General features: G+C 74.3%; 14 protein-coding genes. 10 read left to right on the forward strand and 4 right to left on the reverse strand.

The genetic code is table 11. The annotated features are described in order from the left end of the window. Positions 1-27: 27 nt before the first annotated feature. From J4557_RS23960 to J4557_RS23975, 4 genes are all read left to right on the forward strand, one after another. Entirely contained in the window at positions 28-1539 is a 1512-nt protein-coding gene (locus J4557_RS23960) for a M1 family metallopeptidase (protein ID WP_208268981.1), read from the forward strand. 154 nt (positions 1540-1693) lie between these two features. Then, positions 1694-2482: an ABC transporter permease gene (locus J4557_RS23965; protein WP_208268982.1), complete on the forward strand. Its 789-nt coding sequence runs from the start codon at positions 1694-1696 to the stop codon at positions 2480-2482. Beyond that, positions 2475-3290 (forward strand): ABC transporter permease, encoded by an 816-nt coding sequence (locus J4557_RS23970; RefSeq protein ID WP_307800162.1) that lies wholly within the window; start codon positions 2475-2477, stop codon positions 3288-3290. Before J4557_RS23965 ends, J4557_RS23970 begins: the two co-directional genes overlap by 8 nt. A 5-nt stretch (positions 3291-3295) precedes the next feature. Beyond that, positions 3296-4318 carry an ABC transporter ATP-binding protein gene (locus tag J4557_RS23975; RefSeq protein ID WP_372442520.1) on the forward strand — a complete coding sequence of 341 codons (1023 nt, stop codon included), beginning with the start codon at positions 3296-3298 and terminating at the stop codon, positions 4316-4318. Here the strand turns inward: J4557_RS23975 and J4557_RS23980 are convergent. Both J4557_RS23980 and J4557_RS23985 read right to left on the reverse strand, forming a co-directional pair. After that, positions 4267-4932: a response regulator gene (locus J4557_RS23980; RefSeq protein WP_208268983.1), complete on the reverse strand. Its 666-nt coding sequence runs from the start codon at positions 4930-4932 to the stop codon at positions 4267-4269. The genes J4557_RS23975 and J4557_RS23980 overlap by 52 nt on opposite strands. A gap of 116 nt (positions 4933-5048) precedes the next feature. Next, a complete protein-coding gene (locus J4557_RS23985) occupies positions 5049-6668 on the reverse strand; it encodes a sensor histidine kinase (protein WP_208268984.1) in 1620 nt (539 codons plus the stop codon). A gap of 158 nt (positions 6669-6826) precedes the next feature. Here J4557_RS23985 and J4557_RS23990 point away from each other — a divergent pair, with 158 nt between their 5' ends. Genes J4557_RS23990 through J4557_RS24000 form a run of 3 tightly spaced genes read left to right on the forward strand, consistent with a single transcriptional unit; the run spans position 6827 to position 9710 of the window. Next, positions 6827-7684, forward strand: coding sequence for an ABC transporter ATP-binding protein (locus tag J4557_RS23990; protein ID WP_208268985.1), 858 nt, complete (start codon positions 6827-6829; stop codon positions 7682-7684). Beyond that, positions 7674-8618, forward strand: a complete 945-nt coding sequence (locus J4557_RS23995; protein ID WP_243776251.1) for an ABC transporter permease — start codon at positions 7674-7676, stop codon at positions 8616-8618. Before J4557_RS23990 ends, J4557_RS23995 begins: the two co-directional genes overlap by 11 nt. A 39-nt stretch (positions 8619-8657) precedes the next feature. Beyond that, positions 8658-9710, forward strand: a complete 1053-nt coding sequence (locus J4557_RS24000; protein WP_208268986.1) for an ABC transporter substrate-binding protein — start codon at positions 8658-8660, stop codon at positions 9708-9710. A 120-nt stretch (positions 9711-9830) separates the two neighbouring features. Here J4557_RS24000 and J4557_RS24005 read toward each other — a convergent pair whose 3' ends face one another. After that, a complete protein-coding gene (locus J4557_RS24005) occupies positions 9831-10304 on the reverse strand; it encodes a hypothetical protein (RefSeq protein ID WP_208268987.1) in 474 nt (157 codons plus the stop codon). A 313-nt stretch (positions 10305-10617) separates the two neighbouring features. On the opposite strand from J4557_RS24005, the gene J4557_RS24010 reads away from it, so the two are divergent. The 3 genes from J4557_RS24010 (at position 10618) to J4557_RS24020 (ending at position 14087) form a co-directional block, all read left to right on the forward strand. After that, positions 10618-12759 (forward strand): DUF6077 domain-containing protein, encoded by a 2142-nt coding sequence (locus tag J4557_RS24010; RefSeq protein WP_208268988.1) that lies wholly within the window; start codon positions 10618-10620, stop codon positions 12757-12759. An 86-nt stretch (positions 12760-12845) separates the two neighbouring features. Then, complete coding sequence (locus J4557_RS24015) at positions 12846-13526, forward strand: hypothetical protein (RefSeq protein ID WP_208268989.1); 681 nt, start codon at positions 12846-12848, stop codon at positions 13524-13526. Between the two features lie 6 nt (positions 13527-13532). Then, positions 13533-14087 (forward strand): hypothetical protein, encoded by a 555-nt coding sequence (locus J4557_RS24020; protein ID WP_208268990.1) that lies wholly within the window; start codon positions 13533-13535, stop codon positions 14085-14087. Positions 14088-14170: 83 nt separating this feature from the next. Here the strand turns inward: J4557_RS24020 and J4557_RS24025 are convergent, their stop codons facing one another. Next, complete coding sequence (locus J4557_RS24025; protein ID WP_208268991.1) at positions 14171-15601, reverse strand: alpha/beta fold hydrolase; 1431 nt, start codon at positions 15599-15601, stop codon at positions 14171-14173. Positions 15602-15624: the final 23 nt, after the last annotated feature.

Raw genomic sequence — 15624 nt, forward strand, 5'->3', positions numbered from 1 at the left:
GATCACTCAAGGGAGAGGATCCTTCCGATGGCGCAGCGCCACCCCCGCCTCCATCCGCTCCGGGCGATCCCCGGGCGCACGCTCCCGATCGCCGTCGCCGCCCTCTGCGTGGTCGCGCTCGCCCCCTCGGCGTCCGCCGCCGCGCGGCACCACTACACGCCCGGCGCCGAGGGCGTCGGCGACGCCTACTTCCCGCTCGAGGGCAACGGCGGCTACGACGCGCAGAACTACTCCCTGGACCTCACCTACGACCCCGACTACGACCAGCTCGACGGCGTCGTCACCATGACGGCGCGCGCGACCCAGGACCTGTCGAGCTTCGACCTGGACCTGTCCGGCATGGACGTGCAGCGCGTCAAGGTCGACCGGCACAAGGCCGACTTCAAGCGGCGCGGCCAGGAGCTGATCATCACGCCGCGCAAGGGCCTGCGCAAGGGCGCGACGTTCACCACCGCGATCACCTACGGCGGCGTCCCGCAGACGATCGTGGGCTCCCCGATCGTGTTCGGCTCCCCCTACGGGTTCCTGCACACCCCCGACGGCGCGTTCGTCGGCGACGAGCCCAACGGCGCGTCCAGCTGGTTCCCGGTGAACGACCACCCGAGCGACAAGGCCACCTACGACTTCGAGGTCACGGTGCCGAAGGGGCTGACCGTGGTCGCCAACGGGCTGCCGGACGGGCAGCGCAGCGGCGACGCGGCGTTCAGCCGCCGCTCCGCGGCGACCGCCGCCAGCACGTTCAAGTGGCGCGAGCGCTACCCGATGGCCAGCTACCTGGCCACCATCGACATCGGCAAGTGGGACGTCAAGCAGGGCAAGACGCCCGGCGGCGTCAACAACTACACGGCCGTCGACCCGGTGCTGCTGCAGGACCAGCCGGACGCGGTGAACTTCTTCTACGACACCACGAGCGAGGCCACCGACCTGTGGTCGCAGCTGTTCGGCAAGTACGCGTTCGAGACCACCGGCGCGATCGGCGACGACGCCCGCTACAACGGCGAGCCGCTCGGCTTCTCCCTGGAGACGCAGAGCAAGCCGGTGTACTCCGCCGTCCGGAGCACCTCCACGATCGCGCACGAGCTGGCGCACCAGTGGTTCGGCGACGCGGTGTCCCCGGAGCGCTGGAAGGACGTGTGGCTGAACGAGAGCTTCGCCACCTTCGCGCAGTGGTACTGGAGCGAGAAGCACGGCGGCGCGACCGTCCACGACCAGGCCCGCACCACCTACAACTCGCGGCCCTTCCCGGACCCGGCGGGCCGTCCCTTCTGGTCGGTCGTCACCGCGGACCCGCAGCGCGACACGATGTTCAACCAGCGGGTCTACAGCGGCGGCGGCATGGCGCTGGAGTTCCTGCGTGAGAAGATCGGCGATGACAAGTTCTTCACCGTGCTGCGCACCTGGTACGCCCAGCACAAGTACGGCAACGGCCGCACCGAGCAGTTCACCGCCCTGGCCCAGAAGGTCTCCGGCCAGGACCTGACGCAGTTCTTCAAGGACTGGCTGTACTCCCCGATCAAGCCGGACCTCCCGCAGGGCTGACGCCCACCCCTCGTCGAACTCGCGGCGGGTCGTCGTCATGACGGCGCTCATGACGGCGGCCCGCCGCGAGTGAACGTCGTCCGGGTGGACCGGCGGCGGGGACTGTGCGAAATTACGTGGTCGCCGGGGCGGGCCTTGTCTAGGCTCTCGGCGAGTGGGCGTCCTTCCGTGGGTGTGGTGGTACGGCTTCCGGCGCCACACCGCCTACCCGCTCGGCTCCCTCGCCGAGTCGCTGACCAACACCGCCTTCGGCTTCATCCGCGCCTACGTGCTGCTCGCGCTCTGGCACGCGCGTCCCGCGCTCGGCGGCTACGCCGCGGCCGACGCCGTCACCTTCTGCTTCATCACCCAGGCGCTGATCGGCCCCGTGCAGATCTTCGGCGGGATGGACCTCACCGAGCGGATCCGCAACGGCGACGTCGCGATCGACCTGCACCGCCCGGTCGGGCTGCAGGGCTGGTGGCTGGCCGAGGACCTCGGGCGCGCCGCCGGGTCGCTGGTGCTGCGCGCCGGGCCGCCCCTGGTCGCGGGCGCGCTGGCGTTCCCGTTCCGCGTGCCGGGACCGGCGGGCCTGGCGGCGTTCGCGGCGGCGGTCCCGCTGGGCGCCCTGGTCGGCTTCGGGATCCGCTACCTGGTGGCGCTCGGGATGTTCTGGCTGCACGACGACCGGGGCCTCAACGCGGTCGCGCTGGTGATGTCGCTGTTCTTCTCCGGGATGATCCTGCCGCTGGTGGTCTTCCCCGGCCGGCTCGGGGACGTCGCGCGGGCGCTGCCGTGGTCGGCGCAGATCCAGGTGCCGGCGGACGTGTTCCTCGGCCGCCGCTCCGGCGCCGGCCTGCTCGGCGCGCTCGCGTTCCAGGCCGGGTGGGCCGCCGTGCTGCTCGCGGCCGGATGGCTGCTGACCCGCGCCGCGCGGCGGAAGCTGGTGATCCACGGTGGCTGACGGGGGCGCGCGGCCGGTGCGGACGTACGGGCTGCTGGCGTGGACGTGGCTGCGGGCGGCGGGCCGGTTCCCGGTGTCCATGGCGCTGCTGTCGCTGGCGACCGCGGTCGTCAGCGGGCTGGACGCGGTGGCCGTCCTGGTGCTGTTCTCCCGCGCGCCCCGCATCGCCGGCTTCACCGCGCCGGAGGTGCTGTTCCTGTACGGAACGAGCGCGCTCTCGTTCGCGATCTCCGACATCGTGCTCGGCACGACCGAGCAGCTCGGCGAGCGCGTCCGGCTGGGCACCCTGGACGCGGTGCTGGTCCGGCCGGTCAGCCCGCTGATCCAGATCGCGACCGAGCAGTTCTCGCCCCGCCGGCTCGGCAAGCTCGTCCCGGCGGCCGTCGTCCTGGCGCTCGCGCTGCCGCGGCTGGACGCGCCGTGGACGCCGGGACGCGCGGCGATGGTCCCGCTGATGGTCGCGTCCGGGACGGCGATCTTCGCGGGGCTGTGGGTGCTGACGGCGGCCGTGCAGTTCGTCATGGTCGACAGCCACGGCGCCACGAAGTCGCTCACCTACGGCGGCGCGTACCTGACGCAGTACCCGATGACGATGTTCGGCCGCGACTTCGTGCGCGGGGTGACCTTCGTCGTGCCGCTCGCGTTCGTCAACTGGCAGCCCGCGCTGTACGTCCTGGACAGGCCGGACCCGCTGGGCCTGCCGGCGGCGGCCAGGTTCGCCGCGCCCGCCGTCGCGGCGGCGCTGTGCGGGGCGGCGGCGCTGGCGTGGCGGGCGGGGATCCGGCACTACCGATCGACGGGGAGCTGAGGCCGATGCGGGAGACGGGGACCGGCACGCGGTCCGGGACCGAGCCGATGATCCTGGCGGCGGACGTCGTCAAGTCGTTCACGGTCCGCGGGCGAGCGGGCGGGCGGCGGCGCGCCCGGACGACCCTGCGCGCCGTGGACGGGGTGTCCTTCACGGTCGCGCCCGGCGAGTTCGTCGGCTACCTCGGGCCGAACGGGGCCGGCAAGTCGACGACCATCAAGATGCTCACCGGGATCCTGACCGCCTCGTCCGGCGCGCTCCGGGTGTGCGGCCTGGACCCCTCGCGCCGCCGGACGGCCCTCGCCCGCCGGATCGGCGTCGTCTTCGGGCAGCGCACGACGCTCTGGTGGGACCTGCCGCTGCGCGACAGCCTCGCCCTCGTCCGGCGGCTGTACCGGGTCGACGCGGCGGCGCACCGGGCGCGGCTGGCGGAGCTGACCGCGCTGCTGGAGCTGGAGCCGTTCCTGCACACGCCGGTCCGGCAGCTCAGCCTCGGCCAGCGGATGCGCGGGGACCTGGCCGCCGCGCTGCTGCACGACCCGGAGCTGCTGGTGCTGGACGAGCCGACGATCGGGCTCGACGTGGTCAGCAAGACGACCGTCCGGGACTTCCTCGAGCGGATCAACGCCGAGCGCGGCACCACGATCCTGCTGACCACCCACGACCTCGGGGACATCGAGCGGCTCTGCCGCCGCGTGCTGATCATCGACCGCGGCCGGCTCGCCTACGACGGCGGGCTGGACGAGCTGCGCCGCACCGTCGACGCCGACCGGACGCTGGTGGTCGAGCTGGCCGAGCCGGCGCCGCCGATCGTCCTCGGGGAGATCCGGGCCGAGCGGGTCGAGGGGCCGCGGCAGTGGCTGCGGGTCCCCCGCGAGGAGAACGCCGCGGCGCTGGTGGCGGCGCTCGCGCAGCACCACGAGGTCCGCGACATCTCGCTGCGCGAGGCCGGCATCGAGGACGTCCTCGCCGGCCTCTACCGCGGCGACCACGCGTACTGGTGCTCGGGACGGCCGGTCGCGCCGTAGCGCAGCGTCACCACGACCCGCCCGGCCTCGGCGAGCCCCGCGAGGTAGCGCTGCGCGGTGGCGCGGGAGATCCCGACCAGGTCGGCGACCTCGGCCGCCGAGCGCGGCTCGTCCGCCGCCCGCAGCGCCTCGGCGATCAGCCGGGCCGTCACCGGCGACTGCCCCTTCGGCGCGGCCGGCTCGGCGTGCAGCGGCGCGTACAGGGTGCGCAGCGCGCCGTCGACCGCCGCCTGCGACAGCTCGCTCCCGCCGGCCAGCGCCGCCCGGTAGCGCGCGTAGGCGGTGAGCCGCTCGCCGAGCGCGGCGGCGGTGAACGGCTTGATCAGGTAGTGCAGCGCGCCGCCCGCGAGCGCCTCCCGGACGACGCCGGGGTCCGCCGCCGCGGTCGCCATGATCACGTCCGCGGACAGCTCGGGCAGCAGCGCGAGGCCCGGCTCGTCCGGGAGGTAGACGTCCAGCAGGACCAGGTCGGGCGCCAGCTCGGCCGCCATCGACCGGGCCTCGGCGGCGGTGTGCGCGAGGCCCGTGACGGCGAAGCCGGGCAGGCCCGCCACGAACCCGGCGTGCACCTGCGCCACCCGGAAGTCGTCGTCCACCACCAGCACGCCGATCACCGCGCCGCCTCCCCGCTCCGCCGCCGCGCCGCCGCCTCTCCCGGTCGCCGCGCCGGCCCCGCGCCCGGTCGTCCGATCGCCTCCGCGCCCGCTCGCCGGACCGCCTCCGCGCCCCGTCACCGGACCGCCTCCGCGCCGAGGACGCCGGGCAGCCGGGCCACCGCGACCGCGCCCGTCCCGTCCCCGCCGGGATCGACGAACGCGACGTCGCCGCCGCGGGCGCGGGCGGTGCGGCGCGCGAGCCCCAGCCCGAGGCCGCGCGAGCGGCCGCCGGCCGCGTCCCGGGTGGACACCCCGTCGTCGAAGACGGCCTCGCGCAGCCCCTCCGGCAGCCCGTCGCCGGAGTCGGCGACGGTGACGTGCAGGTCGCGGCCGTCGCCGAGCAGCTCGACCTCGACCCGGGCGGGCCGCCGACGGCCCAGCCGGGCCGCCTCGACGGCGTTGTCGACGAGGTTGCCGACGACCGTCGTCACGTCCAGCGGCTCGGCGACCCGGCCCGGCACGTAGCTCGTGGAGCCGATGTCCAGCCGGACGCCCTTCTCCGCGGCGACGGCGGACTTGGCGGCCAGGAACGCCCGCAGGTAGGGGTCGGTGAGCGGGTCGGGCAGCTCCTCCGCCGCGGGCAGCCGGCCCACCTCGTCGTCCATCAGCGCGCCGAGGTAGCCGGCGGCCTCCTCCGCGTGCCCGAGTTGGAGCAGCCCGGACAGCGTGTGCAGCCGGTTGGCGTACTCGTGCCGCTGCGCGCGGAGCGCGTCGAACAGCGTGCTGACCGAGTCCAGCTCTCGGGCGAGGGTCTCCAGGTCGGTGCGGTCGCGCAGGGTGACCACGGCGCCGAGGTCGCGGCCGTCGCGGCGGACCTCCCGCCGGTTCACCACCAGCACCCGCTCGCCGGCGGTGACGAACAGGTTGGCCGCCTCGCGGGCGCCGGTCAGCGCGTCCCGCAGCGCCCCCTCCGGCGCGAGCCCGGCGGCGGCCGCGCCGCGCTCGGGGGCGACGCCGAGGAGCCGGGACGCCTCGTCGTTGCAGACCGCGATCCGGCCAGCGGTGTCGACCGCGACCACGCCCTCCCCGACGCCGTGCAGGACGGCCTCCCGCTCCTGCACCAGCTCGGCCAGCTCGTACGGCTCCAGCCCGAGCGTCTGGCGCTTCAGCCGGCGGCCGATCGCGGCGGAGGCCAGCACCCCGAGCAGCACGGCGCCGGCGATGAACAGCGTCAGGTCGCGCAGCAGGCGGTCGAGCTCCCGGTCGATCGCGCCGGCGTCGAACCCGACGCTGACCTCGCCGAGCACCCGGCCCTGCGGCCCGTACAGCGGCACCTTGCCGCGGGCCGACAGGCCGAGCGTCCCGCGCTCGACGTTGACGACCTCGTGCCCGGCGAGCGCCTCCGACGGGTCGGTGCTGACCCGCTTGCCGACCTCGCGGAGCGTCGGATGCGAGTACCGGATGCCGCGCCGGTCGGTCACCACGACGAAAAGGGCGCCGGTGCGGATCCGGACGCGCTCGGCGCGCTCCTGCACGACGTGGCCGGGGTCGCCCGCGGCGACCGCGGCGTCGATCTGCGGGTCGACGGCGACGGCGCGCGCGACGGTGAGGGCCCGCTGCCCGTACTGGTCGCGCAGCTCGCCGTCCAGCATCCAGGCGACCAGCCCGTAGCCGAGGCACGCCACGACGACGACCACGCCCACCTGCAGGATCAGCACCTGCCGGGCGAAGGGGATGCGGGGCCGCACGGACATGACCCGCACCGTACGTCACGCCGGGCCCCGCCGCCCAGACCCCGGCGAGCAAAATGAGCAGAAGCATGGAATACGCGCTCAACGTGGGAATTCGCGGCTTGCGAGCACATCGCGGGCAAGGGTTCCGGTGACGCGGGCCACATCCCTACGGTTCCGCCATGCCCAAGCGAGCAACCACCCCCGAGAAGGCGGACGACGGCCGCGTGAGCACGGGCGATCCCGTCATCGAGCTGCGGGGCGCGACCAAGCGCTTCCGCTCGTCCGGCGGCGGCGTGCACACCGCGGTCCGCGACCTGAACATGACCGTCCGGGCCGGCGAGTTCGTCGCCGTGGTCGGGCCGACCGGCTGCGGGAAGTCCACCACCCTGTCCCTGGTGTCCGGCCTGGAGCCGGCGTCGGAGGGCGCCGCCCTCGTGCACGGCAGGCCCGTCGAGGGGATCCCCGACGGCGTCGGCTACATGTTCCAGAACGACGCGGTGCTGCCGTGGCGGACCGTCCTGGACAACGTCGCGACCGGCCCCCGCTACCGGGGGGCGGGCAAGCGCGAGGCGCGCGAGCGCGCCCGCGACTGGGTCGCCCGGGTCGGCCTCGCCGGCTTCGAGGGCTACTACCCCCACCAGCTGTCCGGCGGGATGCGCAAGCGCGTCGCGCTCGCCCAGACGCTGGTGAACGAGCCGTCGGTGCTGCTGATGGACGAGCCGTTCTCGGCGCTGGACGTGCAGACGCGCGGGCTCATGCAGGACGAGCTGCTGCGGCTGTGGTCGGGCTCGGGCGCGGCGGTCGTGTTCGTCACCCACGACCTGGAGGAGGCGCTCGTCCTCGCCGACCGGGTCGTGGTGATGACGGCCGGCCCGGCCACGATCAAGGGCGTGTTCACGGTGCCGCTGGAGCGGCCGCGGGACGCCGAGGAGGTCCGGCTCACCTCCGGGTTCCTGGACATCTACCGGGAGGTCTGGGACTCGCTGCGCGAAGAGGTCCAGATCACCAGGGAAAGGGGCACCGGCAATGCCGCGTGAGTCGGAGACGGTACAGGCCGCCGGGACCGGGCGGAACGCGCGGGCCGGGCAGGACGTCCTGAGCGCGGGCGCGGCGGCCCAGGCCGGGCCGTCCGGCGGCGCGGACGAGTCCGCCGCGATCGCGCGGATGCGCTCGGCCGGGCTGCGCCGCCGGCTCGGCGTCAACGGCGTCCGCGTGCTGCTGGTCGCGGCGTGGCTCGGCTCGTGGGAGCTGGCCGCCCGCAACTGGATCGACCCGTTCTACTACTCGATGCCGTCGAAGATCTGGAGCCGGCTGGCCGGCTGGTTCACCGACGGGACCTCGCAGGGCTCGATCTGGGAGCAGATCTCCTACACCCTGCAGGAGGCGGTGGCGGGCTTCGTGCTCGGCGCCGCGGGCGGCGTGGTGCTCGGCATCGTGCTCGGCCGCAGCCGCTACCTGTCCGACGTGTGCGCGCCGTTCATCAAGGCCGTCAACGCGATCCCGCGGATCATCCTGGCCTCGCTGTTCGTGATCTGGTTCGGGCTCGGCATGGAGTCCAAGATCGCGACCGCGTTCGTGCTGGTGTTCTTCGCGGTGTTCTTCAACGCCTTCCAGGGCGCCCGCGAGGTCGACCGGAACCTGGTGAACAACGCCCGGATCCTCGGCGCCGGCCGGATGCAGGTGCTGTGGACGATCGTGGTGCCGAGCGCCACCTCGTGGATCCTCGCCTCGCTCCACTCGGCGTTCGGGTTCGCGATCATCGGCGCGATCGTCGGCGAGTACAGCGGCGCCGACAAGGGCCTCGGCCTGCTCATCAACCACTCCCAGGGCACCTTCGACTCGGCCGGCATCTACGCCGGAATGATCATCATCACGGTGCTGGCGCTGCTCGCCGAGTGGCTGCTCACCGCGGTCGAGGGCCGGCTGCTGCGCTGGCGCCCGCCGGCCGCCGGCGCCGACCCGCAGATCTGACCGGCCCCACCCCACCCCCGCACGACCAGGAGAACCACCATGCGCACCACCCCGATCCGCGTCACCGCCGCCGCGGTCGCCGCCCTCACCGCCCTGTCCGTCTCGGCCTGCCGCGACTCGCACGGCGGCGGGGACGGCGGCGGGAAGGACGGCGGCACCGTCAAGATCATGGTCGGCGGCATCGACAAGGTCATCTACCTGCCCGCCAAGCTGACCGAGCAGCTCGGCTACTTCAAGGAGCAGGGGCTGGACGTCCAGCTGCTCACCGAGCCGGCCGGCGCGCAGGCCGAGAACGTGCTGATCTCCGGGGACGTGCAGGGCGTCGTCGGGTTCTACGACCACACCATCGACCTGCAGACCAAGGGCAAGTGCGTGGAGAGCGTCGTGCAGATGGCCGACGTGCCCGGCGAGGCGGAGATGGTCGCCTCGAAGAAGGCGTCCTCGCTGGCGTCGCCCGCCGCGTTCAAGGGCAAGAAGCTGGGCGTGACCAGCCCCGGCTCGTCCACCGACTTCATCACCCGGGCGCTCGCGGTCCGCAACGGCGTGAAGACCTCCGACTACACCACGGTGAAGGCGGGCGCCGGCCCGACGTTCATCTCGACGCTGGACAACGGCGGCATCGACGCCGGCATGACGACCGACCCGACGATCGCCAAGCTGGTCGGCACCGGCAAGGCGAAGGTCATGGTGGAGATGCGGACCGAGGACGGCACCCGCAAGGCGCTCGGCGGGCTGTACCCGTCCAGCTCCCTCTACATGGACTGCTCCTACGTGAAGTCGCACGCCGAGACGGTGCAGAAGCTCGCCAACGCGTTCGTCAAGACGCTCGGCTGGATCAAGCAGCACAAGCCGGCGGAGATCGCGGCGAAGATGCCGGCCGACTACGCGGGCGGCGACCCGGCGCTGTACGAGAAGGCCATCACCGACTCGATCAGCATGTTCAACGGCGACGGCGTGATGCCCGCCGAGGGCGCGAAGAACGTGCTTGAGGTGCTGGCCCAGTTCTCGCCCAACGTGCAGGGCAAGAAGGACCAGGTGGACCTGTCGAAGACCTACACGACCCAGTTCGTCACCAAGGCGAAGCAGTCCTGACGGACGGCGCCCGCAGGGCGCGGTGAAGGCGGGCCGGACCTCGTGGAGGTCCGGCCCGCTCGTGTCGGAGGCGGTCCCGTCTCCGCACCCGGGAGGCGGGGCGCCGGAGGCGGCCGGCGGTCAGCGGCGCGCGGTGGAGGAGAACTCCGCGTCGGCGGCCTCGTCATCGCGGCGCCCCGAGCCCCAGCGGCGCGGCGCCCAGGACGGCACCAGCAGCGCGAAGCCCATCATCGCGTACATCCCGGAGCCGAGCAGCGTCCGCAGCCCGTCGTCCATGTCGCCCGACGGCGGCACCTTGGAGGGCAGGTCCAGGACGCGGCCCGGGTCGACGAGGAAGGCCACCGAGAAGCCGAGCAGCGCCAGCGCGGGCACGAGCGAGACGAGCGGCGACGCCCAGCGCGCCACGATGATCACGCCGGTCACCAGCCCCACCGCGGCCAGCAGCGCGAAGGCCCCGTAGATGCGGGTGCGGTCGGTGATCTCCTGGCCGGTCCCGTCGAAGGACTGCCCGCCCTGCACGAACCCCCACGCGGCGCCGTACGCGAGCGCGGGGGTCAGCAGGACGCCGAGGACGAAGCCGAACGCGTGGCGCACCGCGCATCACATCCCATCGAACGCGCACCCTGTGGTACCGGTCCATCAGAACACCCCATCAGAACACGCGCAGCATGCACGGCGCAGTAAATCCGGACTTATTACCTTTCGCGGTGCGATGACCGGCACAGCATGCAGCTGATCTTCAGCGAACCTCCAGGAACGGGCCGCGGGCGGCCAACCGCCCGGGAAGTCCGGACGTCCTACGGAACAAGATCGATCCTGCGGCGCCGCGAACGCTTTCCGCCCGCGCGGCGAAGAAAGAGGCAAGGACAGCACACAGGGACAGCACACCATCGCTTTCGGGGGAAGCATGATCAGATTGAGGGTGCCCGCCGCCGGCGGGCACGGCGGCGCCGCGCCGGACGCGGGCCGCGCCGGACGCACGGGACGGGCCGTGGACGCCGCGGTGGACGCCGCCGTCCTGCTCTTCGCGGTGTGGACGGTCGTCTACCACCTCGGCCTCCTGCTTCGGCCGCCGACCTGGGCGCTGCTCGCGTGCTGGCTCGGCGTGTCCGCGGCGGCCGCCGCCGCGTGGTCGCTGCGCTGGCGGCGGGACGGCCCGGCAGGCGGGGCGCCGTGGCCCGAGCCCGCCGCGCCGCGCTCCGCCGCTCCCCCGCGCGCCCTCGCCTTGGTCGCCGTCCTGGCGGGGATCGTCGCGGGCTTCTGCGCCGGCCTGCAGACATCCGGCGCCCCGTGGTGGTGCGCCTGGGCGTTCGGGCTGGTCTCCGCCGCCGCGTCCGCCGCCTGCCTGCTCTTCCGCCGCGCACCCGCCGGCGGCCCGTCCGCACCGGACGAGCCCCCCGCACACGAGCCCCCCGCGCATGAGCCGCCCGCGCCCGCTCTCGCCGACCCCGGTGGACCGGTCGGCGGCGGGACGTCCGCGAGCCGGTGGGGGACGCCGCTCGCGCTCGCCACCGCCGCCGGGTTCTCGGTCGCCTCCCTGTTCATCGTGAACTCCGACGGCGACGACGCCTACTTCGTCTCGCGGTCCGTCGCGACGGCCGCGCTCGGCCGCATCCCGTTCAGGGACACCATCTTCACCTCCGGCGCGACCGGTCCCATCGCCGGCGAGCCGCCGGTCTCGTCGATCGAGGTCCTCGCCGGGAGCCTCGCGCGGATCGCCGGCGTCCCGGCGGCCTCCTTCGTGTACTACGTGCTGCTGCCGGTCGTGACGTTCATCGCGGTGTGGGCCGTGTGGCGGCTGGCGCGCGCGTGGGCGCCGCGCCGCGCGGTGGCGTGCTTCGCGGTCGCGGCGGTGTACCTGCTGTGGTCCGGCCTCGGTCCCGCGTCGCTCGGCTCGTTCCACCTGCTGCGGATGTGGCAGGGCAAGGCCGTCATGGTGTCGGCGCTCGTCCCGCTGCTGTACGTCCACCTCACGCGCTGGGCGGAGCGGCGGACGCGGCGCGAGCTGGTGATGCTCGCCGCCTGCGGGGTCGCCGCGACCGGGCTGACCTCCTCGGCCGCGTTCGTCCTGCCGCTGGCCGTCGGCGCCGCCGCGGTCCCGCTGATCGCGTCCGGCCGGGTCCGGACCGGCCTGGCCGCCTGCGCCGCACTGGCCTATCCCGTCACCGCGGGACTGGTGGTGACGCTGCAAAACCACGACACCACCGTCACCGGGTTCGTCGGCGACGCCTCCGACGACTACCGGTGGGTCCTGCTGTACTCCGCTCCCGGAGTCCTCGCGGGGTGCGCGCTGTGGCTGGCGCCGTGGACGGCGCGGCGCGGCGTCCCCGCGCTCGTCGGCGCAGGCTTGGCCGCGGTGACCACGCTCCTCCTGCTGCCGGGCGTCCTGCGCCTCGCGGCGGACGTGACGGGGGCGGGCCAGGTGCTGTGGCGGACGATGTGGATCGTGCCCGCGCCCGTCCTGATCGGGCTGCTCGCGACGGTGCGCCTCCCCCTGCCCGCCAGCGTGCGCACGGGCGGGAAGGAGGTGCTCGGCGTCCTCGCCGCACTGCCGGCCGCCGCCTTGGCTGTCACGATGATCGTGGGCGGGACGCCCCTCTGGTCGGCGGAGAACGGCTCGATCCTCGCGTCGCGTCCGTCGTGGAAGCTTCCCGCGGAGCAGGTGGGGACGGCCCGCGCCGTGGTCGGGCTGGCCCGGACGGGCGGCGTGGTGGTGATGCCTCAGGGCTACATGCGGGCGGTGCCGCTGCTGACCGCGCGCGTCCACGCGGCCGATCCCAACACCCACTACCTCCGGAACCTGCCCGTTCCGGCCCGGTTCGTCGACGACCGGCGCGTGCTGACCGCGGCGGTGCGCCGGCCGGGCGGATGGAAGCCCGCGCTCGCCGCCCTCGAGGGCGCGCTGCGCCGGACCGATGTCGTCGTGGCGTGCGCGCACCCGCGCGACCTGCGGGGACTCGCCCTGCTGGAGCAGGCCGGGCTGTCGGGGCGGCGGCGGGTCGGCCAGTTGGTCTGCCTCTTCGCCGGACACGGACCCCGCACCCCTTAGGGCAGTTTCCCCTATAGGTCTGTTTCGACCGCGTCTGTCCGGGCATCGGCGCTCCATTCGATCCGACGCACGTTGGAGGACAGACAATGTCGACCGCCGTCATGGTCGTCATCGCACTGATCATCATCGCCGCCGTCGCCGCGGTCGCGTTCCTCGCCTGGAAGCAGGCGCGGACGGGGCGGCTGCGCAAGCGCTTCGGCCCCGAGTACGACCGGGCCGTCGAGCAGCACGGCGGCCGCGCCGCCGCCGAGCGGGAACTGCTCGACCGCGAGCGGCGCCACCGGGACCTGGAGCTGCGCGACCTCGACCCCCGGCGCCGCGAGCAGTACCGCGAGCAGTGGGTGGCCGTCCAGGAGCGCTTCGTGGACGCGCCCGAGTCGGCGGTCGAGCAGGCGGACGGCCTGGTCACCGTCGTCATGGGAGAGCGCGGCTACCCCACGAGCGGGTTCGAGGAGAAGGCCGCCCACCTGTCGGTGGAGCACGGCCGCACCCTCGACCACTACCGGCGCGGCCACGCCATCGGCGGCCGCGCCGCAGAAGGGAAGGCGTCCACCGAGGAACTGCGGCAGGCCATGGTGCACTACCGCGCGCTGTTCGAGGAGCTGCTCTCGGTTCCCGTCCAGCGCACCGCCCCCGACGAGCGGGGCACCGCCCCCGACGAGCGGCGCACCGCCCGCGACGAGGAGGTCCGGGTGCCCGGTCCGCGCGCCGGCGAGCCCGACGACGGGCGCACCGGCCGGGACGACGAGCGGACCACGAGGAGCTGAGCGCCGATGCAGCACAGGCAGCAGGAGCAGGTGGCGCCCCCCGCCGGCGGGACCGCCGAGGACGAGCGGGCCCGCGCCGCCGGGACGGCGGACCCGGGCATGGCCGGCGACGTGCACGTCGCCGGTCCGCCGCCGCCGGCCGCGGACTCCACCCCCGCCGAGGACACCTCGCCCGATCCCGTCCCGGCCGCGGAGCTGGGCGAGGACGAGGTGGCGACCGGTTTCCCGAGCCCCGGCACCGGCGGGGCGCGGCCCGGCCTCCGCCCCACGCCCGCCGGGCTCGGCGGCGTCCCCGAGCGGCTGTTCGACCCGGCGGACGCCGAGCGGTTCCGGGAGCGCTGGCACGAGGTGCAGTCCGGCTTCATCGACGACCCCGCGGAGTCCGTCCGCGCGGCCGACGCCCTGGCCTCCGAGGCGGTCGAGGCGCTGAGCCGCTCGGTCGGGACGCACCGCCGCGCGCTCTCGGAGGAGGTCGGCCGGCACGAGACCCCGGACACCGAGCGGCTCCGCCTCGCGCTGCGCGGGTACCGCGACCTGCTGGAGCGGATCTTCGCGGCCTGACCGGAAGGCGGGCCTCCCCCGCACGGGAACACCGACCGGCGCCCCGGACGACGGGGCGCCGGTCAGCCGTTGAGGACCGGTGGTCAGCCGTTGAGGAACCGGTAGACGGCCTCGCGGCCCTGCGTGCCGCGCTCGCGGTTCTGGATGGAGTGCGAGGCCCCCTTCACCACGACGAGCCGGCCGAGCGGGGCGCGGCGGAGTTCCTCGCGGGCCCACTCCAGCGGCGTCGACAGGTCGCGGTCCCCGTTCAGGAGCAGGATCGGGACGGCGGGGAGCCGGTCCTGGGCGGGCTCGGCGGTGTGCCGGGCCCACGGCCAGTTCAGGCACTCCTGGACGAACCCGTCGCCCACGGCGGTGTCCGCAGTGAACGGCCAGGTGGCGGAGGCGGGCAGGGTCCGGCGGACGCGCTGGAGGGCGGCCTCGCGCCCGGCCTGCGGCGCCTCGGAGGTCCCCCATGGGAAGTGGCCATCGCCGCAGATGGTGGCGATGTGGAGCCCGGAGCTGTACCCGGCGACCGGGTCGCCGCCCGAGTCCATCATCCGGAGCAGCGCGTCCAGCCGGGCCGGGTCGCCGTGCCGGGCCTGGTGGAGCGCGGTGACGACGTCGCCGGACCCGGCGGGGAGGCCGCCCGGGTCGGGGTCGCGGTAGGTGGGGTCGAGGAACTCGTAGCTGACGAGCATGTCCCAGATCAGGACGTGGTCGGAGCGGTGCCGGGCGAGCCAGGCGAGGTCCTGCGCGGGATCGAACCCGCAGGCCGGTGCCGTCTCGCAGGCGTCGCGGAGCACGCGCGCCGTGGCGCGCAGGCCGGTGAGGTAGAGCATGTCGTCGTTCTGCGGGTCGACGTGCGGCAGCACCGAGTCGAGGACGACCTTGCCCACGTTGTGCGGGTGCGCGACGGCGTAGCTGGCGGCGGTCATGGTGCCGTAGGAGACGCCGTCCAGGACCATCGTGCGGGCGCCGAGCGCGCGCCGCAGCACCTCGAGGTCCCCCACGGTCTGCTCGGTCGTGTAGTAACTGCGCCGGTCGCCGAGAACGGAGGCGCATTCGCGGACGGCGCCCGGGCTGGGCGGCTCGATGTCGCTGCTGCCCACCTCGGCCTGGAGCTTCGGGCAGTCGATGGCGCCGTACTCGCCGGTGCCGCGCTGGTCGATGGTGACGAACCGGTAGTTCTTCGCCAGTTCCGGGAGCCTCTGCTCGGCCATGCGGGAGATGAACGGCACGCCGGGCTGCCCCGGCCCTCCGGTCAGGAACAGCAGGACCCCCTTGGGCGCGCGGACGTTGTCCCCGGTGGCCACCTGGAGCTTGAGCGTCCCCTTGCCGGGGTCGCGGTGGTCGAGCGGGACGGTCAGCGTCGAGCAGGTGTAGCCCGGCTGGCCCGCGCACGGGTGGGGATCTTCCAGCCCGGGCGCTCGGCCGGAGGAGTTCGCGTGGGTGGTGGTGGCGGCCGCCGGCGCCCCGCCGGATGCGGCGAGGGCGAGGGCGAGGGCGAACACCGCGGTGAGACGTGATCGCATGAGCTGATCATCCGCCGCAGGGG

Origin of the sequence: Actinomadura nitritigenes (assembly GCF_017573545.1) — a bacterium.
GTDB classification, from domain to species: domain Bacteria; phylum Actinomycetota; class Actinomycetes; order Streptosporangiales; family Streptosporangiaceae; genus Spirillospora; species Spirillospora nitritigenes.